Raw genomic sequence first — 23794 nt, 5'->3', positions numbered from 1 at the left:
GAAATTCAGGACAACCAGCCGCTGACCAGTTGCCGGCCCAGCGGCCACAATTGCTCGCCCGCCAGCATGCCCAACAGGCCGACCAGCGCGATGGCCGGCGGTGCCGGGGAACGGAAATCCAGCGCGCCATACAACAGGCCTACGCCCAGACCGATGCCCAGGGAAATCAGGTAGTTCATGGGATCACTCCGCCACATAAAGGGAATGGGCAAAGTCTAGGGAAGGCTGTGCGAAAGCACCGGCCAAGGACTTCTGAATTTCTGCCAAACCACAGGGTTCGGCTCTAGACGCTGGATTTGTGGATGGCACAAAAAACTGTGGGAGCGAGCCTGCTCGCGATAGCGGTATTTCAGCTGCAAATGTATCGACTGAGATGACGCCTTCGCGAGCAGGCTCGCTCCCACATGGGTTTTATGGTGTCAGGTCGTAGTGAATTGCGAGGGAGCGACACCCAGTTCGCGGCGGAACATGTCGCTGAAACTGCTCGGCGAATAACCCAGTTCCCGGGCAATCGCGCTGACCGGCACGCCCTGGATCAACTCGGCCACGGCCGTCGCCAATTGCACCTGCCGCCGCCACTCGGCGAAGCCCATGCCCAGACCTTCCTTGAACAACCGCGCCAACGTTCGCACGCTGGCTCCGGCGTTCTCGGCATGTTGCTCGAAAGGGATGTCCAGCGACGGCGCGGCCATCACCGCCTGACAGAGACTCATCAGCCGCCGGTCGGCGTCGTCCGGCAACGGGATCTTCAGGTGTGAACGCCTTGCGCGTTTCAGCTCCAGCAGCGCCAGCCCGACCAGCGCTTCGTAATATTCGGCATCGCCGCTGTCACCCTGCGCCACCAGCCCGACGATCAGCTCGCGCAGCAAACCACCCACCTCGATCACCTGCACCGTCTGATCCAGCGTCGCTGCCAGCGCCGGGCGCAGGTAGATATTGCGCATCTGCAAATCCGACACCACCCGAATCCCGTGGGGCACCCCCGGCGGCAACCACACCGCCCGCTGCGGCGGCACCACCAGCGCCTCGTGCGGGGTTTCGACCCACATGACCCCGCTCATCGCATACAGCAACTGCCCCCAGACATGCTCGTGCGGCTCGATGAACAACCCACGCGGATAGGTGCGCGCCAGCGGCTGCACCGGCACATCGGTATCACTCAGATCGGGGGGCGCGGCGAGGGCCATGGCGAACATTCATCAAGGTTGGCGAAGGCGTCATGGTAACCAGTGCGCCCGGTTCCTCGCCATTGATAGATACCGTCGGACAATCCGAGTGAATTTTCCCGGTGCGCAACGATCCTTCTATTACCACAGGGAGGAAGAATGGCTTTATGAACAACGCAAAACTGTACGTCATCGATTACACCCTTCACGGCACGCCAAAGTCGTTCATTATCCGGTCGGACAAAATGGACAACACCGAGGCGTGGCACTGGGCGAGTTGCGACGCCGGGGTGGGCCGCATCCCGCGCTTCGGCCGGGAGAAAGTGCAAAAGACCAGCAAGCCGATGGCAGAAAAATTCGGCGTGGAAAATGTCACCTGGCGACCGGCAAGCTAAGCTTGCGCGCAGGCGGGGACTCTTTCGGGGGAACACACATGACAACCATCAGCAGCCCGGCGCATCTGGACTATGGCCTGGACACCCTCTTCGGCCGCCTCACCAAAAGCGTCGATTGCTCGGTTGGCCTGGAACCTGTCGAAAACGATCCCTACCGCTTCGCCCTGCGCGTCCCGGCCCCCTTGCCGGAAGACCTTGAAAAGGCCAAGACCATCGTCGTCAACGTTGAAGGCCGTCGGCTGCAAGGTACTGTCCGCCATATCGAACGCCTGGACGACGACAGCCTGAAACTGGAAGTGGAGCCTGACTAGGCTCCACGTTTTCATGCCTTCCGTTACTTCGGATGCGCGCAGTGGCATCCCTTGCCGGAACATTCTTCGCCGCCCTTATGGTGATGCGCACAGGCTTCGCAGCAATAGTGCTTGCCGTGTGCCACATAAGAATGGTCGCCTTCCTTGATCTTGCAATTACAGCCCGGGCAATCGCATTTTCTATCTGGCATGGGACAGACTCCTTCGGTAGTGGTTGTCTGAGGCCTGAAGACCAGGCCGTACCACCAGTGTAGAAGCTGTCAGTCCGCCTGCCGCACGCTGCTCCGATACATGAATACCAGCGCCAGCCCCAGACAGGCCATCGCCAGAATCCGCGCGCCCGACAGCTCGATGGCAGGGTTACCCAGCCACCCAAAGTTATCGATCAGCATCCCCATTCCAAGCTGCCCGACAATCACCGCCACCGTAGCCACAGCCGTACCGACACGCGGCACCGCACCGACCATCACCATCATGTAAACCACGCCAAACAAAGCACCGCTGAGCTGCCACTTCGGCACCTCCAGCAAACTCACCGCCTGAGCAGGCTCAAAAAACAGAATCAGCAATCCGGTCGAAACCGCCCCCACCACAAACGTCAACAAACTGCTGCGCAACACCCCAACGGTCTCCCCCAACCGCCCGTTGATCGCCGCCTGCACACTCAACACCGCACCGGCCAACACCACCACCGCCAGCAAAATCACCAGACTCATCTCATCAACCCCGCGCGATCAAAACCAGTGCCGCCACAATCAACCCCAGCGCCAGCCAGCGCTCGCCGTTGACCTTCTTGCGCGTAGCGCCAAACCAGCCGAAATGGTCAATCAGCACACTCTTGCCAACCTGCCCCGACAGAATCGCAATCATGGTCATCGCAATCCCGATATGCGGCGTCGCCAGCGTCAGCACCACCACATACATCGGCCCCAGAAACCCGCCGATCAACTGCCAGCGCGGCAGATCCGTCAGCGCCGGCCCCTTCTGTGGCCCCGCAAACAGCAACAGCAAAAACAGAATCGCCGACCCGACCCCGAAGATGCTCAAGGTCGCCCACAAATGCCCGACCTGCTCACCCAACGGCCCCAGCAACCCCGCCTCCACCGACAAACCCATGCCGGCCAGAATCACCAGCGGCAACAGCAACAAACGCAAGCCCGGCCGGGCGACCGGGGCCGGCGCGGCACTCACTTCCTCAAACGACTGCATTCAAAAAACCTCTCAAGGAAACGATGGCGCGGATTATCGGCTGGCGCAGCTGTGCGATAAATGGGAGCATCCTGACAATACTTTTGCGTAACTCGCACAGCAGGAACGACGATGCATGGGCTGAACGAACTGGGATTCAAGGCGCTAAGGCTGTTTGTAGCGGTGCTCGACCACGGCAGTTTTTCCGAAGTCGCCCGCCGCGAAGGTGTGGCGCCCTCCTCGATTTCCCGACAGATCCAGTTGATGGAACAGGCGCTGAACCAGCAACTGCTCTACCGCCACACCCGCGCAGTCACGCCGACCGAAGCCGGGCGCATGCTCGGCCACCATGCACGGCTGGTGCTGGTGCAACTGGAGGAAGCCGAACAGGCGTTGCAGGAACAGCAAAGCGAGCCCACCGGGCTGGTGCGGATCAACGCCCCGGTGGTGTTCGGCCAGCGCCACCTGACGCCATGGCTGGGCCGCTTGTGCGAGCGCTATCCGAAGCTGCAACTGGATATCCAGCAGACCGACCACTACATCGACCCGCTGCAGGAAGGCGCCGACCTGCTGTTCCGCATCGGCCCGTTGCACGATTCGAGCATGCAGGCACGGATCCTCGCGCCGCACCGGTTTCAGGTCGCGGCCAGCCCGGCCTATCTCAAGCGTTTCGGCACGCCGCAGCATCCTGAAGATCTCGCCCGCCATCAGTGCCTGGCGTACAAGGGCGCGACCGGACAACAGCGCTGGTTTTTCCGTCAGGATCAGGGCGAGTGGACGCCGTACTCGGTCAAAGGCCCGATCACCGGCAACCACGCCGACACCCTGACCCAGGCCGCCGAACAGGGCTTGGGGCTGGTGATGTTTCCGTCATGGCTGATTGGCGAGGCGGTGCGTGAGGGCACGCTGGTGCCGGTGCTGGGGGAGTATCAGGTATCGAACAGTGTGGAGCCGCAGCAGATTGCGGTGCTGTGGCCGGGGAGCCGGCGGTTGTCGGTGAAGGTGCGGACGGTGATTGATTTCTTTCTCGAGTGTTTTGGCGAGGTGCCGTATTGGGACAGACCCTGACGGCCTGCCCCGGCAACGCCATCAGATACGGAACTGCCCGACCAGCTTGCCCAGCCGCTGCCCAAGATCCGCCAGACTGCGCGAAGTCTGCGCCCCCAACTGTGTCTCATCCGCCACGTTGTCCACGGCCACCGCAATCTGATGCACGCTGCGGTTGATCTCTTCCGCCACGGCGGTCTGCTCTTCGGCAGCACTGGCGATCTGCGCGTTCATTGAGTTGATGGTCGCAATCAGATCCGCCATGGCATCCAGCGACGCCCCCGCCTGATTGGCCTGGGCCGACGTGCCGTCACCCGCCTCGCTGGACCGGCGCATCGCTTCAACCGCCGACTGCGTGCCCGCCTGCAAGCGGTCGATCATCCCCTGAATTTCCTGAGTGCTGATCTGCGTGCGCGACGCCAGCGCCCGCACCTCGTCCGCCACCACCGCAAACCCGCGCCCGGCCTCACCGGCCCGGGCTGCTTCGATCGCGGCGTTGAGCGCCAGCAGGTTGGTCTGCTCGGCAATCGAGCGGATCACCCCGAGCACGCCGACAATCGACGACACGTCCTGCTGCAGGCTGTCGAGGGACACACCGCTGCTGCGGATGTCGTCCACCAGCGCATGAATCTGCTTGATGCTGCCGGCCACCACGCGTTTGGCGGTCTGGCCTTCTTCGTCGGTCTGCTGCGCGGCGACGGCGGCGTTCTGTGCGCTCTTGGCGACTTCTTGCGCGGCGGCGGACATTTCGTTGATCGCCGTCGCCACCTGATCGGTCTCGTGACGCTGGCGCTCCATGGCCTGATCGGAACGCTGGGCCTGATCCGAGACTTGCGTCACCAGCCCGGTCAGTTGTGTGGTCATCTCGGTGATCTGCCGCACCAGACCGTGGATCTTGTCGACGAAGCGGTTGAACGAGCCGGCCAGTTCGCCGAGTTCGTCCTGACTGGTGATGGTCAGGCGCCGGGTCAGGTCGCCCTCGCCTGCCGCGATGTCGTCAAGATTGGCTTTCATCAGATTCAGCGGCCGCAGAATGGTATTAGCCAGCACCAGCCCCGCCACCGCGATCACCAGCAGCACGACCACCGCCACGCCGACGATGCTCAGCACCACGCCTTCCATGCGCTCCTGAACCTGGGCCTGGACCAGCGCCACTTGCGCCTCGATGCCGTCGAGGTTGACCGATGTACCGACCGCCATGTCCCACTTCGCCAGGTATTCGGTGTAGCCGAGTTTCGGCACCAGCACTTGCGCATTGCCCGGCAGCGGCGAACTGTATTGCAGGTAGTGAGTACCGTCCTTCGCCACTTTCACCAGGTCGCGGTTGACGTAGACGCCGTTCGGGTCGCGGTTGTCCTTGAAGCTTTTGCCCACGCCTTCGGGATCGGTGGACTTGAACAGACGCACGGTCTCGGAATCGTAGCCGAAGAAGTAGCCGTCCTTGCCGTACTTGATGCCCGACAACAGCTTGATCACCTGCGCCCGTGCGTCGGTGTCACCGGGGGCGGCAGCGTCGTACAGCGGTTTGATGGTGGTCATGGCCACGGCGACATAACTGGCCAGAGTGGCCTTGGCGTCGCCGAGCAGGCGTTCGCGGGTCTGTTCGACTTCCTTGTGCGCCTGCTCCTGGAGAATGAACAGCGTGGTCAGGCTGATCACCAGCGCAAAGAGCAAGACCGGGAGGACGGCAAGGGACAGGACTTTAGCCTTGAGACTCAGGCGCATGGGGGCTCACTCTTTTGGTTTTATTGGCGTGGTTAAAGGCGTTAACGGCACGCGAAAGCAAAAGTTGAGCTGAGTCCTGACCCTATTCCCTGTGGGAGCCAGCCTGCTGGCGATAGAGGTGTATCAGTCGCCAAATGTGCTGACTGATCCGGCTTTATCGCCAGCAGGCTGGCTCCCACAGGGGGATTTGGGGTGTTACAAGACCATTGCGGCCATCCAGCCGGCCGCCAGCAACGGCAGGTTGTAGTGCAGGAAGGTCGGAACCACGGTGTCCCAGATGTGGTGATGCTGGCCGTCGATGTTCAGGCCGGAGGTCGGGCCGAGGGTCGAGTCCGAGGCCGGCGAGCCGGTGTCACCCAGGGCCCCGGCAGTGCCGACGATACAGACGATCGCCATCGGGCTGAAACCCAGCTGCACGCACAGCGGCACGAAAATCGCCGCAAGGATCGGCACCGTGGAGAAGGACGATCCGATACCGATGGTCACCATCAGCCCCACCAGCAGCATCAGCAGCGCGCCAATGGCCTTGCTGTGATCGATCTGCGCCGCCGCGCTTTCGACCAGCGTGCGCACCTCGCCGGTGGCCTTCAGCACTTCGGCAAAACCCGAGGCGGCGATCATGATGAAACCGATCATCGCCATCATTTTCATGCCTTCGGTGAACAGGCCGTCAGTCTCGCGCCACTTGACGATGCCCGACGCCGAGAAAATCAGGAACCCGGCCAGCGCCCCGATAATCATCGAATCCAGCAGCAACTGAATAATGAAGGCTGCGGCGATCGCCAGGCCGGCGATGCCGATGGTCATCGGGTTGTAGGCGACGGTGACTTGTTCAACCTGCTCGATCTTCTCCAGATCATAGATACGCTTTTTGCGGTAGCTGAAGAACACCGCCATCAACAAACCAAACACCATGCCCGCCGCCGGAATGGCCATCGCATGCATCACGTTGACCTGGCTGATGTCGACGCCGGCCTTGCTGACGTTGGCCAGCAGGATCTGGTTGAGGAAGATGTTGCCGAAACCCACCGGAAACACCATGTACGGCGTGATCAGGCCGAAGGTCATGACGCAGGCGATCAGCCGGCGATCCAGCTGCAGTTTGGTCAGCACATATAGAAGCGGCGGCACCAGCAATGGAATGAACGCAATGTGGATCGGCAGGATGTTCTGCGAAGCAATCGCCACCACCCACAGCAGGCCGATCAGCAGCCATTTGACGCTGCCGCCACCGGATGCGTGCTGACGATCGACCATCGCCAGGGCCTTGTCGGCCAGCGCATGGGCCAGGCCGGACTTGGCAATCGCCACGGCGAAAGCGCCGAGCAACGCGTAGGACAACGCCACCGTCGCCCCGCCGCCCAGGCCACTGTTGAAGGCCTTGAGCGTGGCGTCGATGCCCAGGCCGCCGGTCAGGCCACCGACCAGCGCACCGACGATCAACGCGATCACCACATGCACCCGGGACAGGCTGAGGATCAGCATGACGCCGACCGCAGCAATCACTGCATTCATTTCACTACCTCAAAAACACGACGGTAAAGCCGTTCACCGCCAGACAGGATGAGTCCGGCCGGCAAGCCACGAAGGTCGCCAGCGGATTTGCATAGAGGGTCTTATTAGAAGGGCGCGCACTGTGCCGCAGAGCGCGCACAGTGTCAAAGCGACCGGTCGCGACACTGTGTAACTTTCCATGATCAAACCGGCGAAAACGGCATATCGGCCACAAAGTGCGTCAATTCGTCATATTGCGTTTGCGCCATAAAGAAAGGCGAAACACGGCCGTTACAGTGCAAAGTCTCAGATATTTATCGAATAAGGACGTCTCCATGTCGCTCAGACAACTTTCCATCCAATGGAAAATCACCCTGCTCGCCGGCCTCTGCCTGGCCGGTATCGTGACCCTGTTGGTGGGTCTTTCGCTGTATCGCATGGAGCACAGTTCCGAACTGGTCAAAGCCTCCAGCATGGAGATGCTCACCGAATCGGCCCAGGCGCGCATCGAATCCCAGGGCGAAGTTCAGGCCGCGGGCATTCGCCAGCAGTTCATGGACGCCTATCAATATGGCCACGGCTTTTCGCGTCAGGTGCTGTTCCTGCGCGAACAGGCCGAGAAGCGCTTTCTCGATGCCTTCGACCTGCGCGAAGACATGACCCGTCAGGTGAAATCGGCGTTGCAGGCCAACCCGGAACTGCTCGGCCTGTCGCTGGTGTTCGAAGCCAATGCACTGGACGGCAAGGACGAGCTGTTCGCCGGGCAAAGTGAATTAGGCAGCAACGACAAGGGCCGCTTCGCCCTGTACTGGTCGCAGCCGACGCCGGGCAAAGTGACCTCGATGGCGCTGCCGGAAAGCGACATGGCCGACACCAGCACCGGCCCCAGCGGCCAGGCCGCCAACGCCTGGTTCACCTGCCCGCGCACCACGCTCAAGCCGTGCGTGATCGAGCCGTACTTCTATGTGATCGACGGGCAAAAGGTGCTGATGACCAGCATCGTGTTCCCGCTGATGGTCAACGGCAAAGTCATCGCCTCGCTGTCGGTGGACATCAACCTCAACAGCCTGCAGGCAATCAGCCAGGGCGCCAGCAAAAAGCTCTATGACGGCCAGACCGCCGTGAGCATCATCAGTCCCGCCGGCCTGCTCGCCGGTTACAGCCCGGACGCCAATAAACTCAGCCAACGCCTGGATGCCGTGGACACCACCAGCGGCGCCGAACTGTTGCGCCTGCTCGCTTCGAGCAAAACCGTCAGCAGCCTGCACAGCAATGCGCAGCTGAAAGTGCTGTCGCCGTTCCAGCCGATTCCCGGTGGTCCGTCGTGGGGCGTGCTGCTCGATGTGCCGGAGAAAGTGCTGGTGAGTCGCGCCGAAGCGCTCAAGCAACAACTGGATGCCAGCAACACCTCCGGCACCCTGATCGAATTGAGTCTGGGCGTGCTTGCGGCACTGCTCGGCCTGCTGCTGGTGTGGCTGATGGCACGCAGCGTGACCAAGCCGATTCTCGGCGTGGCGCACATGCTGGAAGACATCGCCAGCGGCGAAGGCGACCTGACCCGCCGTCTGGCCTATGACAAGAAAGACGAACTCGGCCAACTGGCCGGTTGGTTCAACCGCTTCCTCGACAAGCTGCAACCGATCATCGCCGAGGTGAAACGCTCGGTGCAGGATGCGCGCAACACTGCCGACCAGTCTTCGGCCATTGCCACCCAGACCAGCGCCGGCATGGAGCAGCAATACCGTCAGGTCGATCAGGTCGCCACCGCGTCCCACGAAATGAGCGCCACCGCCCAGGACGTGGCCCGCAGCGCCGCCCAAGCCGCCGAAGCGGCCAAGGATGCCGACCGCGCCACGCGTCAGGGCCTGACCGTGATCGACCGCACCACCGCCAGCATCGACACCCTCGCCGCCGACATGAGCGCGGCGATGGTTCAGGTCGAAGGCCTGGCCGCCAACAGCGAGAAGATCGGCACGGTGCTGGAGACCATCCGCGCCATCGCCGAACAGACCAACCTGCTGGCCCTCAACGCCGCCATCGAAGCGGCCCGTGCCGGTGAAGCCGGACGTGGCTTTGCCGTTGTCGCCGACGAAGTGCGCAACCTCGCCCGCCGCACTCAGGAGTCGGTGGAAGAAACCCGTCAGGTGATCGAACAACTGCAAAGTGGCACCCAGGACGTAGTCGGTTCGATGGGCAACAGCCATCGTCAGGCCCAGGGCAGCGTCGAACAGGTCGGCCAGGCCGTGACCGCACTGCGCCAGATCGGCGATGCGGTGACCGTGATCAGCGACATGAACCTGCAGATCGCCAGCGCCGCTGAAGAACAGAGCGCGGTGGCCGAAGAGATCAACAACAACGTGGCGACCATTCGTGATGTGACGGAGTCGTTGTCGGGGCAGGCGAATGAGTCGGCGCGGGTGAGTCAGTCGCTCAATAGTCTGGCGAATCAGCAGCAGAGTTTGATGGATCAGTTTCGGGTCTGACGCCCAAACCCGCTCACCACAGATCTCTGTGGGGGGCGGGTTCACCGCCGGGGCAACTGAATCTCCACCTTCAACCCGCCCCACTCACTTTCGCCAAGCACCAGAACCCCGCCCCACGTCTCGACAATATCCCGCACAATCCCCAGCCCCAACCCATGCCCATGGGTCTGTTCATCCAGTCGCGTGCCCCGGCTGAACACCTGATCGCGCTGCGCCTCGGGAATCCCCGGTCCGTCATCTTCCACGCTCAGCACAAAACCTTCAGCCGTCTCGACCACGCTGAGACGCACCTCGGCGTCCGCCCACTTGCAGGCGTTGTCCAGCAGGTTGCCGAGCAGTTCCAGCAAGTCTTCACGGTCCCACGGCAATTGCAGCCCGGTCGGCGCAACGTAGCTCAACGAAAGGTGTTCGCCGTGGATCATGTTCAACGTCGCCAGCAGTCCGGGCAGCTCCGCGTCGCAATCGAACAGCGCACCCGGCAGCGCATCGCCGGAAAGCCGCGCACGGTTGAGTTCGCGGTTCAGCCGTTGCTGAACCTGCTCCAGTTGTTCCTTGAGGATCTTGCGCAGTTCGGGATGGGCATCGAGTTTTTCGTTCGAGGCCAGGCTCAGCAGCACCGCCAGCGGGGTTTTCAGCGCGTGCCCCAGATTGCCCAGGGCATTGCGCGAACGCTTGAGGCTGTCTTCAGTGTGCGCCAGCAAATGGTTGATCTGCGCCACCAGTGGTTCCAGTTCTGCCGGCACTTGCTCATCGAGTTGTGAGCGCTGGCCTTGCTGTAACTGGGCGATCTGTTCACGAGCCTTTTCCAGTGGACGCAAGGCGCGGTGTACGGTCAGTCTTTGCAGGATCAGGATCAGCAGCAGCCCGGCCAGACCAAGGCCCAGACCGATCTGGCGCATGCGCTGGAAGCTCTCGCGCACCGGGGTGTAATCCTGGGCCACGCTGATCGAGATCGACTGACCGAGCCGTCGGTAATCCGAGCGCAGTACCAACAATTGCTGCCCGTCCGGCCCCAATTGCAGATTGCTGTGCAGACCAGGCTCCGGCAGCAGCGGCAGGTCCTGATCCCACAGCGAGCGCGAACGCCAGTGACTGTCGGCAAAGTCGATGCGGAAATAATGGCCGGAAAACGGTCGTTGGTAGGCCGGTGACAGATGCCGCTCGTCCAGTTGCAAGCCTTGCGGACCACGGACCAGCGCCACCAGCAGGCTCTCGCTGTCGTTGCGCAGACCGGCTTCGAGATAGCGCTGCAAACCGACTTCGAACAGCCACAGGCTGGTTTGCGCCAGTATCACGCCGACAACCACCATCACGCTTATCAGGCCAAGACTCAAGCGGCGCTGGATCGATCTCACGAAGCCTGTCCGCCGAACAGATAACCCTGGCCGCGCCGGGTTTCGATCACGCTTTTGCCGAGCTTGCGCCGCAGGTGATTAACGTGGACTTCCAGCACGTTGGAGTCGCGCTCGGTTTCACCGTCGTAGAGGTGTTCGGCGAGATGGCTTTTGGAAAGGATCTGCTCCGGGTGCAGCATGAAATAGCGCAGCAGGCGGAATTCGGCGGCGGTCAGTTGAATGTCGGCGCCGTCACGCACGACACACTGGCGGCCCTCGTCCAGATGCAGTCCCGCAGCCTTGAGCGTCGGCTGGTTGGCCTGCCCCTTGGAGCGGCGCAGTAGCGACTGGATGCGCAAATACAGTTCTTCCGGGTGGAAGGGTTTGGTCAGGTAATCATCGGCACCGGCCTTCAGGCCTTCGATGCGCTCGGCCCAGGAATCCCGGGCCGTGAGGATCAGCACCGGTATCGCCAGCCCGCCGGCGCGCCATTGCGCCAGCACTTCAAGGCCCGGCACCCCCGGCAGGCCGAGGTCGAGCACGATCAGGTCATAGGGTTCGCTGCGCCCCTGATAGACCGCGTCGCGCCCGTCCGCCAGCCAATCCACGGCATAACCCTGGCGTTGCAGGCCGGCGATCAGCTCATCGGCCAGGGGGACGTGGTCTTCCACCAGAAGCAAACGCATCGATCAATCTTCCTTGTCTTTCAGTAAACGGCCGGTGGCGGCTTCGAGATGGAGTTCGCGGGTCACCCCGTCGACGGTCAGCAACTCGACTTCGTAAATGTAGACGTCGTGCTTTTCTTCCAGCTCGACTTCCAGCAGTTTCGCACCGGGGTAGCGATCCAGTGCGTTATGCAGCACTTGCTCAAGCGGCAGAATCACCCCCTGTTGGCGCAGGCGCAGCGCTTCGTCCTGATCGAGATCACGAGCCCCGGCCACCGAGCAGAAAATCAAAAGCGCCAACGCGGTTCGACCGGTGGCGCGAGCATTCACCTTCATTACGTATCCTGATGATCCTTGAGCACTTGCCCGCTGACCGCGTCCAGTTCCACATCCCACTCCAGCCCCTGCGGATCCCGCAGATCGAGCTGGTAGAGGTACTTGCCGTACTTCTCTTTCAGCTCGGCGTCGGTAATGGTGGAACCCGGATGCCGGGCCAGCGCCGTGGCATTGAGCTGCTCGAAGGGCACGATAGTACCAGCGTCGTGCAAACGTTGGGCTTCATCCGGGCCAAGATCCCGTGCGTGGGCCAGGCTCGCGCCCAGACCGATGAACGAGGCAAGGCTCAGGGCAGTCAGGGTTTTCATGGGGTCTCCGTGTTTTCAGTGCCGCTACGGACAGCACCATAACGGTGCGAACTTAACTGAAACTGAATGGCCATCACCGGGCCAGCTTCAGCAGCGTCGGCAACATGTGCTTATAATCTTTCGCTTGCTAACGATCGAGACCGGTATGACAGCCATCCACATCAAGTTCCCCTCCCTGACCCTCAAGGCCGGCCCCCGGGCCATGGCACGCATCCGCGCCCAGGGTCTGAACGCTGCCGACGTCAGCACCCTGCCCGGTGCGGCCGGCGGGCCGAAGGCGCTGGGGATTCAGGGGCTGGATCTGGCGCTGTTCGGCGAGTGGCTGCCGGCGGCTCCCCGTGAGCGTTCGCTGATCGGCGCATCGGTGGGTTCCTGGCGCTTCGCCAGCGCCTGTCTGCCGGACGCCGCCGAAGGCATTCGCCGCCTCGGTCATCTGTACACCGAACAGAATTTCAACAAGGGCGTGACCATCAGCGACGTCAGCCGCAGTTCGCAGCGCATGCTCGATGACCTGCTCGACGGCCGCGACGCGGTACTGCTCGACAATGCCCATTACCGCTTGAACATCATGGTGGTCAAAAGCCACGGCGGGCTGGCGGACGACCATCGTGGCCGGCTCGGGCTGGCGCTGGGGTCGGTGATCGCCGACAACTTGCGGGGTCGGGCGCGGCTGTCGCGGCACTTCGAACGGCTGATCATCCACGACCCGCGCCTGGCGCCGCCGGTGCACGCGCTGAACGATTTTCCGTCGCGCTTCGTCGCCCTCAATGCCGGCAACCTGCGTCAGGCGCTGCTGGCGTCCGGGTCGATCCCGATGGTCATGGAAGGCGTGCGCGACCTGCCGGGTGCCGGCGCCGGCACCTTTCGTGACGGTGGCCTGCTGGACTATCACCTCGACTTGCCCTACAGCGGCGACGGCATCGTGCTCTATCCGCACTTCACCGACCGCGTGATTCCGGGCTGGTTCGACAAGACCCTGCCGTGGCGCAAAGCCTCGACCGAGCGTTTGCAGGACGTGCTGTTGCTCGCGCCGTCCAAGGAATACCTGGCGCGCCTGCCCTACGGCAAACTCCCCGACCGCAACGACTTCAAGCGCTTCATGGGCGATGCACCGAGCCGGCAGAAATACTGGCGCGCGGCGATGGACGAGAGCCGCCGGCTGGGCGACGAATTCCTCGAACTGACTGCCAATGGTCGCCTCGCCGAGCGCTTGCTGACCCTTTAGTCAGCACAGCCGGGGACAAGCTGGTAAACTCGCCGCCTGCCCGAATTCGCTGCGGCGAACGCCATCTGAACAGAGCTGAAATCACTGTGGAAATCTTCAAGGAATTTACGTTCGAATCCGCCCACCGCCTGCCTCACGTACCGGACGGCCACAAGTGCGGACGCCTGCACGGTCACTCGTTCAAAGTGGCGATTCACCTTAGCGGCGACCTCGACCCGCACACCGGCTGGATCCGTGATTTCTCCGAGATCAAGGCGATTTTCAAGCCGCTGTACGAGCGTCTGGATCACAACTACCTGAACGACATTCCGGGCCTCGAGAACCCGACCAGCGAAGTGCTGGCCAAGTTCATCTGGAATGAATTGAAGCCCCTGCTGCCGGAGCTCAGTGCGATCCGCATCCACGAGACCTGCACCAGCGGTTGTATCTATCGCGGCGAGTAAATCCCGCGACACAAAAAACCACCGAGACCGGTGGTTTTTTTACGCCTATGCTTTTTGGCTCGAACCGCCAAGAGGACAGGTCCATGACGGACTGGCTGCTGGATCAGGTCTTTGAATTCAACGGGCGACGGATTCGCCACGGGGTGCGCGGCGACGGCCCGCCGCTGGTGTTCGTGCATGGCACGCCCTTCTCTTCCTGTGTGTGGCACCGCATCGCGCCGCACTTTTTCGCCACGCATCGGGTGCATTACTTCGACTTGCTGGGTTACGGGCGCTCCGAGCAACCGGACGCCGACGTCTCCCTCGGCGTGCAGAACGAACTGCTCGCGCAGCTACTGGATCACTGGGGCCTGCAACGCCCGGACGTGGTCGCCCACGACTTCGGCGGCGCCACCGCCCTGCGCGCGCACCTGCTCAACGGCAAGGATTACCGCACCCTGACGCTGATCGACCCTGTGGCGCTGACGCCCTGGGGCTCGCCATTCGTACAGCACGTGCGCCAGCATGAAGCGGCGTTCAGCGGCCTGCCGGACTACATCCAGCGCGCCATCGTCCCGACCTACATTCGCGGGGCCATTCACCGGGATATTCCCGATGATGAACTCGCCCCTTACGTGCAGCCGTGGCTGGGTGATCCGGGGCAAGCGGCGTTCTACCGGCAGATCGCGCAGATGGACCAGCGCTACACGCAGGAAGTACAACCGCTGTACCCGACAATCCGCTGCCCGGTGCAGACTCTCTGGGGCGAGGAAGATCAGTGGATTCCCATTGAACGCGGCCGGGCCTTGCACCAGATGATCCCCGGATCGCAGTTTCATCCGATCCCGAATGCCGGGCATCTGGTACAGGAAGATGCACCCGAGGCCATTGTTGCCGCGCTGCTGCGCTTCCTGTGAGCCGAAACATGACCCGTGGGAGCCAGCCTGCTGGCGATAGGGCGGGCACTTTCAACATTCGCGTTGTTTGACACACCGCCATCGCCAGCAGGCTGGCTCCCACATTGTGCTTTGGTGAGTGCAGGCGCACCGCTTTCGCGCCAAATCCGCCACCTCGTCTATACATAACCCCGTCAATCCGTGACTGGCACGACCACTGCAACATCCCCCGCGTCCTCCCCTTTCCAGCAAGGAACGCCCCCATGACGCAGAACGATCCCGGCAACGATTACCCCCTGAGCGAAGTCCCTATGCACGCCCGCAAAGGCCTGGCCTCGACGGCCATGGTGCTGCTGGGCTTCACGTTTTTCACCGCGACCATGTTCGCCGGCGGCAAGCTCGGCGTGGCGTTCGACTTTGGCGAGATGATGGCGGTGATCATCATCGGCAATCTGCTGCTGGGCCTGTACGCCGCGGCCCTGGGTTACATCGCCTTCAAGAGCGGCCTGAACTCGGTGTTGATGGGGCGTTTCTGTTTTGGCGAAGTCGGCAGCAAGCTCAGCGACCTGATCCTGGGTTTCACCCAGATCGGCTGGTACGCCTGGGGTACTGCGACGGCAGCGGTGGTGCTCGGCAAATATTTCGCCCTGGACGACGGCACGGTGCTCGGGCTCATGGTGCTGTTCGGCCTGGTGTTCTGCGCCACGGCGTATGTCGGTTATCGCGGGCTGGAGATTCTGTCGTACATCGCGGTGCCGGCCATGATGTTGCTGCTGATGCTGTCGATGTGGGTGGCCACGGTGAAGGTCGGCGGCCTTGATGGTTTGCTGGCCGTGGTGCCGACCGGTTCGCTGGACTGGTCCACCGCCATTACGCTGGTGTTCGGCACCTTCGTCAGCGGCGCGACCCAGGCCACCAACTGGACGCGTTTCTCCCGTTCGGCGCGGGTAGCGGTGCTGGCCAGCCTGATCGGCTTTTTCATCGGCAACGGTCTGATGGTGCTGATCGGTGCCTATGGCGCGATCGTCTATCAGCAGCCCGACGTGGTTGAGGTGTTGCTGCTGCAAGGTTTCGCCATGGCAGCGATGGCCATGCTGTTGCTGAACATCTGGAGCACCCAGGACAACACCATCTACAACTTCGCCGTCGCCGGCTGCAACCTGCTGCGCACCGGGCGCCGCAAGACCGTGACCCTGGCCGGTGCGGTGATCGGCACGCTGCTCGCGCTGTTGGGCATGTATGACATGCTGGTGCCTTATCTGATCCTGCTCGGCACCGTGATTCCGCCGATTGGCGGGGTCATCATGGCCGACTTTTTCTTCCGCTGGCGCGGTCACTATCCGCGCCTGGCCGACGCACGGCTGCCGGCCTTCAACTGGCCGGGGCTCGGGGCCTACGCGGTTGGCACCCTCGCGGCGTTTCACTCGCCGTGGATAGCGCCGCTGGTGGGGATCGCCGCTGCCGCGCTAACGTATGTCATCGTCACCGGCCTGCTGGGCGCCCGCCGCGCCAGCGCGCCACTACAAGACCTATAAGAAGGATTTGCCTGATGCACATCATCAACGCCCGCCTGCGCAACCAGGAAGGTCTGCACGAATTGCACCTGGAAGACGGCCTGATCCGCAGCATCGCGCGCCAGACCGAAGCGCCGACCCTCGGCCCCGACGACCTCGACGCCGACGGCAATCTGGTGGTACCGCCCTTCGTCGAGCCGCACATTCACCTCGACGCCACCCTGACCGCCGGCGAGCCGCGCTGGAACATGAGCGGCACGCTGTTCGAAGGCATCGAGTGCTGGGGCGAGCGCAAGGTCACCATCACCCAGGAAGACACCAAAAACCGGGCCAAGAAAACCATTCAGACACTGGCCGCCCACGGCATCCAGCATGTGCGCACCCACGTCGACGTCACCGATCCGCAACTCACCGCGCTCAAGGCGATGCTCGAAGTGCGCGAGGAAAGCCGTCATCTGATCGACCTGCAGATCGTCGCGTTCCCCCAGGAAGGCATCGAGTCGTTCCGCAATGGGCGCGAGCTGATGGAAGAAGCGATCCGCATGGGCGCGGACGTGGTCGGAGGGATTCCGCATTTCGAGTACACCCGCGATCAGGGCGTCAGCTCGGTGAAATTTCTGATGGACCTGGCCGAACGCACCGGCTGCCTGGTGGACGTGCACTGCGACGAAACCGACGACCCGCACTCACGCTTCCTCGAAGTGCTGGCCGAAGAGGCCCGCAGCCGCGACATGGGCGCACGTGTGACGGCCAGCCACACCACCGCGATGAGTTCCTACGACAACGCCTACTGCGCCAAACTGTTCCGCCTGCTCGGGCATTCGGGCATCAGTTTCGTCTCCTGCCCGACCGAAAGCATTCACCTGCAGGGCCGTTTCGACAACTTCCCGAAACGCCGTGGCGTGACCCGCGTCAACGAGCTGCTCGAAGCCGGCATGAACGTCTGCTTCGGTCAGGACTCGATCGTCGATCCGTGGTATCCGCTGGGTAACGGCAACATCCTGCGCGTGCTCGAAGCCGGGCTGCACATCTGCCACATGCTCGGTTACCGCAATCTGCAAAGCGCACTGGATCTGGTCACCGACAACAGCGCCAAAGCCATGCACCTTGGCGAACGCTACGGTCTTGAACAGGGTCGCCCGGCCAACCTGCTGATCCTGTCGGCGGACAGCGATTACGAAGTCATCCGCAGCCAGGGTCTGCCGCTGTATTCGATCCGTGACGGCAAGGTGTTGGTGAAGCGGCAGATGCCGGTGGTGGAGTTCGTCGAGGGGTGAGCGGCGGTTATGGTTCGCGGCGGTCTTATTGCAAAACGATAGAGCCGCCCTGTCAGATCTGACAGGCGACAACCGCAGCGAACCAGCTCACAGTGAAATCCAAGGGATCCATCGTTCCCGGGGGGACGATCATGAAAGGGACTTCACCTTTTTGTCTGATGCGCGGTGCCGAACAGACGCACGCCAGTCAGATCACCGCCCTGTTCCTCCAGTAATACCGGTGCCGTTCCACCCGGCATGACCACCTGCACCTCACCTGCCGACACCCAGCCCGCCCGCCACGCCGCACACGCCACTGCACTGGCGCTGGTGCCGGAAGACGCCGTCGGGCCTTCGCCCCGTTCGAATACTCGCGCGGCGATGCGTTGATCGCCTGCGTGCATCGCCCATTGCAGATTGACCCCGGCCGGGCACGGCTGACCGGCGCCAACGGGCATGGCGAAGGCGATGGCGGTCAGGCTATCGGCCAGCGGCGACTCAAGCATCTGCGCGTTGCCCGGCAGTGCGGCTTCGTCCTGCACCAGTGTCACGCAATGGGGATTGCCGATGCGCACGAACTGGCTGTGTTCCCAGGCAGGATCGAGTTGCGCCAATGGCCGGACGCGGCTGACTTCCACGTTGTTGAACTGCACGGGTTCAACGCCGACTGCACCGACAGCTGCCGGACCGAAACCGGGTTGCCCGAGATCCAGCCAGAAGCCTTGCACACCCGCCACCTCAGCCGGTTTGACGGCAACGGGCACCGGCGATGACGCATCCAGCTTGTCGTGATGCACCTGCAACGATGCGCCCTGCTCCGGCATCAGCCCTTGCTCAAGCAGGGCCTGGGAGAAAATCGTCAGACCGTTACCGCTGCGCTCGGCCAGTGTGCCATCGGTATTGACGATCAGCAGATCGAAGGGTGGCGAGGATTGAAACGGGCCGATCAGCAAGCCATCGCTGCGGTGGGACTTGCTGCCGGCAGGTCGCTGACCGTCGGACCAGTCGCAACACAGGGTGATCGCGGCGCGGCTCCACGCCTGTCGGGACAAGGCACATTGCGCGGCATCGGTGGGCAGGTCGATGCCCGACTCCCGCAGCGCCCGGGGTGAAATCACTCCGTAGATATTGCCCCGTGCATCGTAGAACTGCGTCATGAACCGCCCCGTGTTTTCCTGTTTTCTGAAGCGCCACTTTAAAACGCAATTCCCTGTGGGAGCGAGCTTGCTCGCGATGGCGGTGTATCAGTCAGGCTCGCTCCCACAGAAGAGCTGTGCAAGGATGTCCCCTGCTGAAACGTTTTTTGCCAAGGATTCCAATGACCAGTCTTACGCCCAGCGACACGTTCGTCCCCGGACGCCTGCAACAGATGTCCACGCGCATCGCCTTCTTCATCGCCGGGCTCGGCATCGCGGCGTGGGCGCCGCTGGTGCCGTATGCCAAGGCGCGGGCCGGGCTCGATGAAGGGACGCTGGGTCTGTTGCTGTTGTGTCTGGGTGTGGGTTCGATTCTGGCAATGCCGCTGGCGGGGATCCTGGCCACGCGGTTCGGCTGTCGGCGTGTGGCAACCGGCGGCACCTTACTGATCTGCGCGGCATTGCCGTTGCTGGCAACGGTGTCGTCGATACCTGCGTTGATCGCTACGTTGTTCATGTTCGGCGCCGGGCTCGGCACGGTGGACTCGACGGTGAACCTGCAAGCGGTGATCGTCGAGCGGGCCAGCGGCAAGAACATGATGTCGGGGTTTCACGGGCTGTTCAGCCTCGGCGGGATCGTTGGCGCGGCAGGCGTCAGCGCCCTGCTCGGCCTTGGGTTGTCACCACTTGCGGCGATGCTGGTGGTGGTCGTGGTGCTGATTGCGGCGCTGTTCAAGGCTGTGCCGCACATGTTGCCTTACGGCAGTGAAAGTTCGGGACCGGCGTTCGCGGTGCCCCACGGAGTCGTGCTGTTCATCGGCGGCATGTGCTTCATCGTATTCCTCACCGAAGGCGCGGCGCTGGACTGGAGCGCGGTGTTTCTGGCGCAGGAACGCGGGATCGATACGGCTTATGCAGGGCTGGGTTATGCCGCGTTCGCGCTGACGATGACTGCGGGTCGTTTGACCGGTGACCGGATTGTTCGCGCACTGGGTGCGACGCGGATCATTCTGTTTGGCGGACTGCTGGCGGCAGCAGGTTTGTTTCTGGCGACGTTCGCCCCAAGCTGGGAAGCCGCACTGATCGGCTATGCACTGGTCGGCGCCGGCTGTTCGAACATCGTGCCGGTGCTGTACACGGCGGTGGGCAAACAGACGGTGATGCCGGAAAGCATCGCGGTGCCGGCGATCACCACGCTGGGTTATGCGGGGATTCTGGCGGGGCCGGCGGTGATCGGGTTTGTCGCCCATGCCAGCAGCCTGAGTTTCGCCTTCGGACTGATGGCGACGCTGCTGGTGGCGGTGGCGATTGGCGGGAAAGCACTGAAGGTCTGAACCAGCTCGCTCCCACGCATTGCGTGAGAGCGATCCGGGCAAGGTCAGAACCCGACGCTGGCCTGCACGAAGAACGTCCGCGGCGCGCCGACATACATCCCCGAGTTGTTGTCGCTGGAGCGGGTGAAGTATTGCTTGTCGAAGATGTTTTTCACCCCGGCGCCGAGCTTCAGGTTCGACAGCTGCGCACCGAAGTCATAGCCGCCGCGTACGTTCCAGGTCACATAACCCGGGATGTCGCCGTACTGCCCGTCCGCCGTGCCTTCGGTGATGTAGTTGTTGCTGAAGCTGCCGTCGGCATTCACGCCGGTGCCCGGTGAACGCTGCTTGGACTGGGCGAAACCGTCGATGTTGTAGGTCCAGCGATTGATGTCGTAGCGCAGACCGACGGTCGCCACCTGACGCGAGTAGAACGGCAGGTCACGGCCCTTGAAGCCTGGGATCTCGCCTTCGTAGGTCGCGCGGGTGTAAGTGAAACCGGCGTTGGCAGTCAGACCATCGAGACGAGGATCCAGCGCCGCCATGTCGTAGTGCACCGAAGCCTCGATACCCTGGTGCTTGGTGGCGCCGAGGTTGGTCCAGCCCACATCGTTGCTGATGTATTGCAGTTCGTCATCGAAGTCGATGTAGAACAGCGTCACTTCTCCGCCCCACACGTCATCGTTATAGCGGGTGCCGATTTCGTAGGTCTTGGCCTTTTCCGGCTCCAGGCCGTTGGCGGTCTGGTCACCCGAGCCGCCCTGTCCCAGCTGGAAATACTGCAGGCTGCCGAACGAGGTTTCGTAGTTGGCAAACAGCTTCCACGCATCCGACAGGTGATACATCACGCTCAGCGCGGGCAACGGTTCATTGCTGTCGATGCTGCGGTTTTTCTCCGGCACGCGTTTGCCGGCGGTGTCGAGCACGGCGCGGTCGTGCCAGTCGGTGTTGATATGCTCGAAGCGAATGCCCGGGGTGATGGTCCAGTTGCCGACGTCGATCTTGTTGTCGACGTAGACCGAGTTGGCCTCGGTGCCGCCGGTACGGTCCTGGAACACGTGGCCGTCGGAAGTCTTGGTGACCACCGGCTCATTGTTGACCAGCGCCAGACGGCTCGACTGCTCGTGCATCGCTTCTTTCAGGTAGCGATAACCGACGCTGACTTCCTGCGTGGTGGGGCCGACATCGAATACCCGCGAGACACGTGGTTCGATACCCAGCGTGTAGTAGGAACGCGGGTACGAACTCAGGGTTTTCAGGTCGCGAGCAGCAATGGTGCTGCCACGGAAGCTGTCGGTGTAATAGGTCAGCACTTCGGCCTGGGTGCGTTCGTCGATCTGGCGGATCCACTTGAACGACACATCCTTGCGGCGGCCGCTGAAGTTGTCGTAGTCGCGCACCGAGTCATACGGCTTGTCGTCGTACTGCTTCTGCGTCAGGCCGCCGGGCATGTCGGCGCTGGCGTCGTAGTAGTGGAAATTGAGACTGAAATCGTCCTGATCGGTCGGCGCCCAGTGGGTCTTGAGCAGCACGTCGTCGATATCGTTGCCGTTGTTGCGCTCGCGGTAACCGTTGCCGTTGACGCCGGAATACAACAGCGCGACGCCCATGCCGTTGTCGGCGGTGCCGCCAAGGAAAGCGGTGTCGATGTGTTTCCAGCCGCCGTAGCGGGTGGTTTCCAGGGTGGTACCGATTTCACCGGTGGCTTTTTCCGGAATCGCACGGGTCACGAAGTTGATCACGCCACCAACGTTCTGCGGCCCGTAACGCACGGAACCGGCGCCACGCACAACGTCGATGCTGTCGAGGTTGCCGGAGGAAATCGGTGCCATTGACAGTTGTGGCTGACCATACGGCGCGAACGCCGCCGGCACGCCGTCGATCAGCACGGTGGAGCGCGGCGACAGGCGCGAAGTCAGGCCACGCACGCCGACGTTCAGCGAGATGTCGCTGCCACCGGTGCCGTTGGAGTCTTGCACCTGCACGCCCGGTACACGCTTGAGGACGTCGCTGACGTTCATCGCGCCCTGCTCGACCATGGCCTCACGGCGGATCACCGTCCGCGCGCCCGGGTGGTTCTGTACCACAGCGGCATCGGCGTCGCCGAGCCAGTCACCGACCACTTTGATGTCGGTCACGCCCAGTTCCAGCGGGCCGCTGGCGGCTGCGGTCGGCGCTGGCGACAGGGTCACCGAGCCTTCATTGATCTGATAATTCAGGCCGCTGCCCTGCAGCAACTGGCGCAGCGCATCCTCCGGCGAAAGATTGCCATCGACGGCCGGGGCCTGTTTGCCGGCGACCAGGTCCGGGCTGAAAAACACCTGCAGCGAGGTTTGCTGACCCAGTTCGCTCAGCGCCTGGCCCAGTGGCTGCGCGCGGATATGAATGGCGTCGGCGGCGAATGCCAGCGGCATCGCGGCGTTGACCGCCAGCGCAAGCGCCAGCGGTAACCAAGGGGATTTTTTGTTGTTGGCAGTGGTGTTTTTCACGTCGTACGGAGTCCTGTGGATCGCAAGAGTGTGCGGCTGTTAATGCAAACCAGTTGCAGTTGAACAGGAAGACGACAAACTCGAAAAAAACCTGAATTTTATTTTGAAATTATTTCCTGGCTGCCATCGGCGTGGGTCCGCACGGCCACCGGAAGGATGCTCGGCAAAGCCTTGAGCAAGGCGTCGGTGTTGTCGGATTTGAACACGCTGGTCAGGCGCAGACTTGCCACGGCCGGGTTGGCGACGGTCAACGGCTTGTCGCGGTAACGGGACACTTCTTCGACCACTTCACTGAGACTGGCGTTATTGAACACCAGTTTGCCGCTGCGCCAGGCCGTCAATTCCGCCGGGTTGACCGCGTAAGCCTGAGCCATAACGCCATGGACGTCGACATGGGTGCCGAGGCCGGCCGTCAGGTTGATGAATTGGTTTTCCGGCGCATGCCGCCCCTGCACCTTGACGGTGCCCTGCTCCACCGCGACCCGGGTTTGCGTCACGTCGCGGCGCACATCGAAGCGCGTGCCGGTGACCGTGACCTTGCCGCTGCCGGCCTCGACCACGAACGGTCGCGAAGTGTCGTGCTCGACGCTGAACATCGCCTCGCCTTCGGTCAACTCGATCAGGCGCCGATCCTTCTCGAAACGCACCTGCAAACGACTGCGGCTGTTGAGGTCGATCACCGAACCGTCCGGCAATGCCACATGCTTGCGCTCGCCCAGCGCGGTGACGAATTCGGCGCTATAACCCGCCGGATGATTCAAGCCACTGAACAGACCGAGCCCGAGGGCCACCGTGACCACACTGGCCGCCACTGCATAACGCAGCAGCGGACGGCGTTCGCGACGGGCTGGCGGAGTTTCACACAGGGCCTTGAGCCGTGGCGCCGGCAGCAGATCCGCCGCCGTCCACAGGCCTTGCAGCAACTGGAATTCGTCACGGTGCTGCGGATGTTCGTTCAGCCAGGCTTCGAAGTTCCGATATTGTTCGGCGTCGACAGCAGGCTCCTGCAAACGCACAAACCAGCGTGCCGCCTCATCGCGCACCGTTGTTTGCCCGCACGCGCAATCACGAGTATCCATCATGGAATGTCC

At 62.5% G+C, this 23794-nt stretch carries 23 protein-coding genes and 3 pseudogenes; 11 read left to right on the top strand and 15 right to left on the bottom strand.

Annotated elements, in window-relative coordinates; all coding sequences use genetic code 11:
- Positions 1 to 5: 5 nt before the first annotated feature.
- Both DXT77_RS17085 and DXT77_RS17080 read right to left on the bottom strand, forming a co-directional pair.
- The gene (locus DXT77_RS17085; RefSeq protein WP_085712525.1) at positions 6 to 179 is read right to left on the bottom strand and encodes a DUF1427 family protein; all 174 of its coding nucleotides are present in this window, start codon (positions 177 to 179) and stop codon (positions 6 to 8) included.
- Between the two features lie 240 nt (positions 180 to 419).
- Positions 420 to 1196 (bottom strand): helix-turn-helix domain-containing protein, encoded by a 777-nt coding sequence (locus DXT77_RS17080; RefSeq protein ID WP_119428508.1) that lies wholly within the window; start codon positions 1194 to 1196, stop codon positions 420 to 422.
- A 137-nt stretch (positions 1197 to 1333) separates the two neighbouring features.
- On the opposite strand from DXT77_RS17080, the gene DXT77_RS17075 reads away from it, so the two are divergent.
- Complete coding sequence (locus tag DXT77_RS17075; RefSeq protein WP_064597962.1) at positions 1334 to 1561, top strand: DUF6555 family protein; 228 nt, start codon at positions 1334 to 1336, stop codon at positions 1559 to 1561.
- Between the two features lie 38 nt (positions 1562 to 1599).
- Positions 1600 to 1872 (top strand): hypothetical protein, encoded by a 273-nt coding sequence (locus DXT77_RS17070; protein WP_119428507.1) that lies wholly within the window; start codon positions 1600 to 1602, stop codon positions 1870 to 1872.
- A gap of 23 nt (positions 1873 to 1895) precedes the next feature.
- Here the strand turns inward: DXT77_RS17070 and DXT77_RS17065 are convergent, their stop codons facing one another.
- The 3 genes from DXT77_RS17065 to DXT77_RS17055 all read right to left on the bottom strand — a co-directional run bounded on the left by DXT77_RS17065 (position 1896) and on the right by DXT77_RS17055 (position 3081).
- Complete coding sequence (locus tag DXT77_RS17065) at positions 1896 to 2063, bottom strand: metallothionein (RefSeq protein WP_082302398.1); 168 nt, start codon at positions 2061 to 2063, stop codon at positions 1896 to 1898.
- 69 nt (positions 2064 to 2132) lie between these two features.
- The gene (locus DXT77_RS17060) at positions 2133 to 2588 is read right to left on the bottom strand and encodes a DMT family transporter (protein ID WP_119428506.1); all 456 of its coding nucleotides are present in this window, start codon (positions 2586 to 2588) and stop codon (positions 2133 to 2135) included.
- A gap of 4 nt (positions 2589 to 2592) precedes the next feature.
- On the bottom strand, positions 2593 to 3081 hold the full coding sequence (locus DXT77_RS17055) for a DMT family transporter (RefSeq protein ID WP_119428505.1): 489 nt from the start codon (positions 3079 to 3081) through the stop codon (positions 2593 to 2595).
- A 111-nt stretch (positions 3082 to 3192) separates the two neighbouring features.
- Between DXT77_RS17055 and DXT77_RS17050 the strand changes: the two genes are divergently transcribed.
- Positions 3193 to 4128 (top strand): LysR family transcriptional regulator, encoded by a 936-nt coding sequence (locus DXT77_RS17050; protein WP_119428504.1) that lies wholly within the window; start codon positions 3193 to 3195, stop codon positions 4126 to 4128.
- A gap of 21 nt (positions 4129 to 4149) precedes the next feature.
- On the opposite strand, the pseudogene DXT77_RS30420 reads toward DXT77_RS17050, so the two are convergent.
- The 3 genes and pseudogenes from DXT77_RS30420 to DXT77_RS17040 all read right to left on the bottom strand — a co-directional run.
- A pseudogene (locus DXT77_RS30420) lies at positions 4150 to 4743 on the bottom strand (methyl-accepting chemotaxis protein); the annotation flags it as partial.
- Positions 4744 to 5055: 312 nt separating this feature from the next.
- Positions 5056 to 5832 (bottom strand): annotated as a pseudogene (locus tag DXT77_RS30415) (cache domain-containing protein); the annotation flags it as partial.
- Between the two features lie 195 nt (positions 5833 to 6027).
- A complete protein-coding gene (locus DXT77_RS17040; RefSeq protein ID WP_119428502.1) occupies positions 6028 to 7347 on the bottom strand; it encodes a Na+/H+ antiporter family protein in 1320 nt (439 codons plus the stop codon).
- 314 nt (positions 7348 to 7661) lie between these two features.
- On the opposite strand from DXT77_RS17040, the pseudogene DXT77_RS30410 reads away from it, so the two are divergent.
- Positions 7662 to 8951 (top strand): annotated as a pseudogene (locus DXT77_RS30410) (HAMP domain-containing protein); the annotation flags it as partial.
- A 102-nt stretch (positions 8952 to 9053) separates the two neighbouring features.
- Positions 9054 to 9809 (top strand): methyl-accepting chemotaxis protein, encoded by a 756-nt coding sequence (locus tag DXT77_RS30405; RefSeq protein WP_371321017.1) that lies wholly within the window; start codon positions 9054 to 9056, stop codon positions 9807 to 9809.
- 41 nt (positions 9810 to 9850) lie between these two features.
- On the opposite strand, the gene DXT77_RS17030 is transcribed toward DXT77_RS30405, so the two are convergent.
- Genes DXT77_RS17030 through DXT77_RS17015 form a run of 4 tightly spaced genes read right to left on the bottom strand, consistent with a single transcriptional unit; the run spans position 9851 to position 12452 of the window.
- Positions 9851 to 11164, bottom strand: a complete 1314-nt coding sequence (locus DXT77_RS17030; protein WP_119428501.1) for an ATP-binding protein — start codon at positions 11162 to 11164, stop codon at positions 9851 to 9853.
- On the bottom strand, positions 11161 to 11829 hold the full coding sequence (locus DXT77_RS17025; protein WP_119428500.1) for a response regulator transcription factor: 669 nt from the start codon (positions 11827 to 11829) through the stop codon (positions 11161 to 11163). Before DXT77_RS17025 ends, DXT77_RS17030 begins: the two co-directional genes overlap by 4 nt.
- A 3-nt stretch (positions 11830 to 11832) precedes the next feature.
- A complete protein-coding gene (locus DXT77_RS17020; protein WP_119428499.1) occupies positions 11833 to 12144 on the bottom strand; it encodes a PepSY domain-containing protein in 312 nt (103 codons plus the stop codon).
- Complete coding sequence (locus tag DXT77_RS17015) at positions 12144 to 12452, bottom strand: PepSY domain-containing protein (protein ID WP_119428498.1); 309 nt, start codon at positions 12450 to 12452, stop codon at positions 12144 to 12146. The genes DXT77_RS17020 and DXT77_RS17015 overlap by 1 nt, the downstream gene beginning before the upstream one ends.
- Before the next feature lie 145 nt (positions 12453 to 12597).
- On the opposite strand from DXT77_RS17015, the gene DXT77_RS17010 reads away from it, so the two are divergent.
- The 5 genes from DXT77_RS17010 (at position 12598) to codA (ending at position 17786) form a co-directional block, all read left to right on the top strand.
- Positions 12598 to 13677, top strand: a complete 1080-nt coding sequence (locus DXT77_RS17010; RefSeq protein WP_119428497.1) for a patatin-like phospholipase family protein — start codon at positions 12598 to 12600, stop codon at positions 13675 to 13677.
- An 86-nt stretch (positions 13678 to 13763) separates the two neighbouring features.
- Entirely contained in the window at positions 13764 to 14120 is a 357-nt protein-coding gene (gene queD, locus DXT77_RS17005; RefSeq protein WP_007955941.1) for a 6-carboxytetrahydropterin synthase QueD, read from the top strand.
- Between the two features lie 83 nt (positions 14121 to 14203).
- The gene (locus DXT77_RS17000) at positions 14204 to 15016 is read left to right on the top strand and encodes an alpha/beta fold hydrolase (protein ID WP_119428496.1); all 813 of its coding nucleotides are present in this window, start codon (positions 14204 to 14206) and stop codon (positions 15014 to 15016) included.
- A 242-nt stretch (positions 15017 to 15258) separates the two neighbouring features.
- Positions 15259 to 16530, top strand: coding sequence for a cytosine permease (codB, locus tag DXT77_RS16995; RefSeq protein WP_119428495.1), 1272 nt, complete (start codon positions 15259 to 15261; stop codon positions 16528 to 16530).
- 14 nt (positions 16531 to 16544) lie between these two features.
- A complete protein-coding gene (codA, locus tag DXT77_RS16990) occupies positions 16545 to 17786 on the top strand; it encodes a cytosine deaminase (RefSeq protein WP_119428494.1) in 1242 nt (413 codons plus the stop codon).
- A 143-nt stretch (positions 17787 to 17929) separates the two neighbouring features.
- Here the strand turns inward: codA and DXT77_RS16985 are convergent, their stop codons facing one another.
- Positions 17930 to 18922: a diaminopimelate epimerase gene (locus DXT77_RS16985; RefSeq protein WP_119428493.1), complete on the bottom strand. Its 993-nt coding sequence runs from the start codon at positions 18920 to 18922 to the stop codon at positions 17930 to 17932.
- Between the two features lie 161 nt (positions 18923 to 19083).
- On the opposite strand from DXT77_RS16985, the gene DXT77_RS16980 reads away from it, so the two are divergent.
- Positions 19084 to 20235: an MFS transporter gene (locus tag DXT77_RS16980; protein WP_119428492.1), complete on the top strand. Its 1152-nt coding sequence runs from the start codon at positions 19084 to 19086 to the stop codon at positions 20233 to 20235.
- 44 nt (positions 20236 to 20279) lie between these two features.
- Here DXT77_RS16980 and DXT77_RS16975 read toward each other — a convergent pair whose 3' ends face one another.
- Positions 20280 to 22703, bottom strand: a complete 2424-nt coding sequence (locus DXT77_RS16975) for a TonB-dependent receptor (RefSeq protein ID WP_119428491.1) — start codon at positions 22701 to 22703, stop codon at positions 20280 to 20282.
- Positions 22704 to 22801: 98 nt separating this feature from the next.
- Positions 22802 to 23785 (bottom strand): FecR family protein, encoded by a 984-nt coding sequence (locus DXT77_RS16970; RefSeq protein WP_119428490.1) that lies wholly within the window; start codon positions 23783 to 23785, stop codon positions 22802 to 22804.
- Between the last annotated feature and the right edge of the window lie 9 nt (positions 23786 to 23794).

It is taken from the genome of Pseudomonas sp. 91RF (assembly GCF_003576265.1).
Taxonomy (GTDB): domain Bacteria; phylum Pseudomonadota; class Gammaproteobacteria; order Pseudomonadales; family Pseudomonadaceae; genus Aquipseudomonas; species Aquipseudomonas kribbensis.
Note: the sequence above shows the minus strand (reverse complement) of the source record. Positions and strands in the feature narration are given on the sequence as shown.

Excerpts from the sequence above, each read along its gene's own strand:
- DXT77_RS17040 (WP_119428502.1), bottom strand. The coding sequence starts at position 7,347 with ATGAATGCAGTGATTGCTGCGGTCGGCGTCATGCTGATCCTCAGCCTG.
- DXT77_RS17085 (WP_085712525.1), bottom strand. The coding sequence starts at position 179 with ATGAACTACCTGATTTCCCTGGGCATCGGTCTGGGCGTAGGCCTGTTG.
- DXT77_RS17060 (WP_119428506.1), bottom strand. The coding sequence starts at position 2,588 with ATGAGTCTGGTGATTTTGCTGGCGGTGGTGGTGTTGGCCGGTGCGGTG.
- DXT77_RS17000 (WP_119428496.1), top strand. The coding sequence starts at position 14,204 with ATGACGGACTGGCTGCTGGATCAGGTCTTTGAATTCAACGGGCGACGG.
- DXT77_RS17075 (WP_064597962.1), top strand. The coding sequence starts at position 1,334 with ATGAACAACGCAAAACTGTACGTCATCGATTACACCCTTCACGGCACG.
- DXT77_RS16970 (WP_119428490.1), bottom strand. The coding sequence starts at position 23,785 with ATGATGGATACTCGTGATTGCGCGTGCGGGCAAACAACGGTGCGCGAT.
- DXT77_RS17080 (WP_119428508.1), bottom strand. The coding sequence starts at position 1,196 with ATGTTCGCCATGGCCCTCGCCGCGCCCCCCGATCTGAGTGATACCGAT.
- DXT77_RS17020 (WP_119428499.1), bottom strand. The coding sequence starts at position 12,144 with ATGAAGGTGAATGCTCGCGCCACCGGTCGAACCGCGTTGGCGCTTTTG.
- DXT77_RS17070 (WP_119428507.1), top strand. The coding sequence starts at position 1,600 with ATGACAACCATCAGCAGCCCGGCGCATCTGGACTATGGCCTGGACACC.
- DXT77_RS17050 (WP_119428504.1), top strand. The coding sequence starts at position 3,193 with ATGCATGGGCTGAACGAACTGGGATTCAAGGCGCTAAGGCTGTTTGTA.
- DXT77_RS16980 (WP_119428492.1), top strand. The coding sequence starts at position 19,084 with ATGACCAGTCTTACGCCCAGCGACACGTTCGTCCCCGGACGCCTGCAA.
- DXT77_RS17015 (WP_119428498.1), bottom strand. The coding sequence starts at position 12,452 with ATGAAAACCCTGACTGCCCTGAGCCTTGCCTCGTTCATCGGTCTGGGC.
- DXT77_RS16985 (WP_119428493.1), bottom strand. The coding sequence starts at position 18,922 with ATGACGCAGTTCTACGATGCACGGGGCAATATCTACGGAGTGATTTCA.
- codB (WP_119428495.1), top strand. The coding sequence starts at position 15,259 with ATGACGCAGAACGATCCCGGCAACGATTACCCCCTGAGCGAAGTCCCT.
- DXT77_RS17025 (WP_119428500.1), bottom strand. The coding sequence starts at position 11,829 with ATGCGTTTGCTTCTGGTGGAAGACCACGTCCCCCTGGCCGATGAGCTG.
- DXT77_RS30405 (WP_371321017.1), top strand. The coding sequence starts at position 9,054 with ATGGAGCAGCAATACCGTCAGGTCGATCAGGTCGCCACCGCGTCCCAC.
- DXT77_RS17010 (WP_119428497.1), top strand. The coding sequence starts at position 12,598 with ATGACAGCCATCCACATCAAGTTCCCCTCCCTGACCCTCAAGGCCGGC.
- DXT77_RS17055 (WP_119428505.1), bottom strand. The coding sequence starts at position 3,081 with ATGCAGTCGTTTGAGGAAGTGAGTGCCGCGCCGGCCCCGGTCGCCCGG.
- codA (WP_119428494.1), top strand. The coding sequence starts at position 16,545 with ATGCACATCATCAACGCCCGCCTGCGCAACCAGGAAGGTCTGCACGAA.
- DXT77_RS17065 (WP_082302398.1), bottom strand. The coding sequence starts at position 2,063 with ATGCCAGATAGAAAATGCGATTGCCCGGGCTGTAATTGCAAGATCAAG.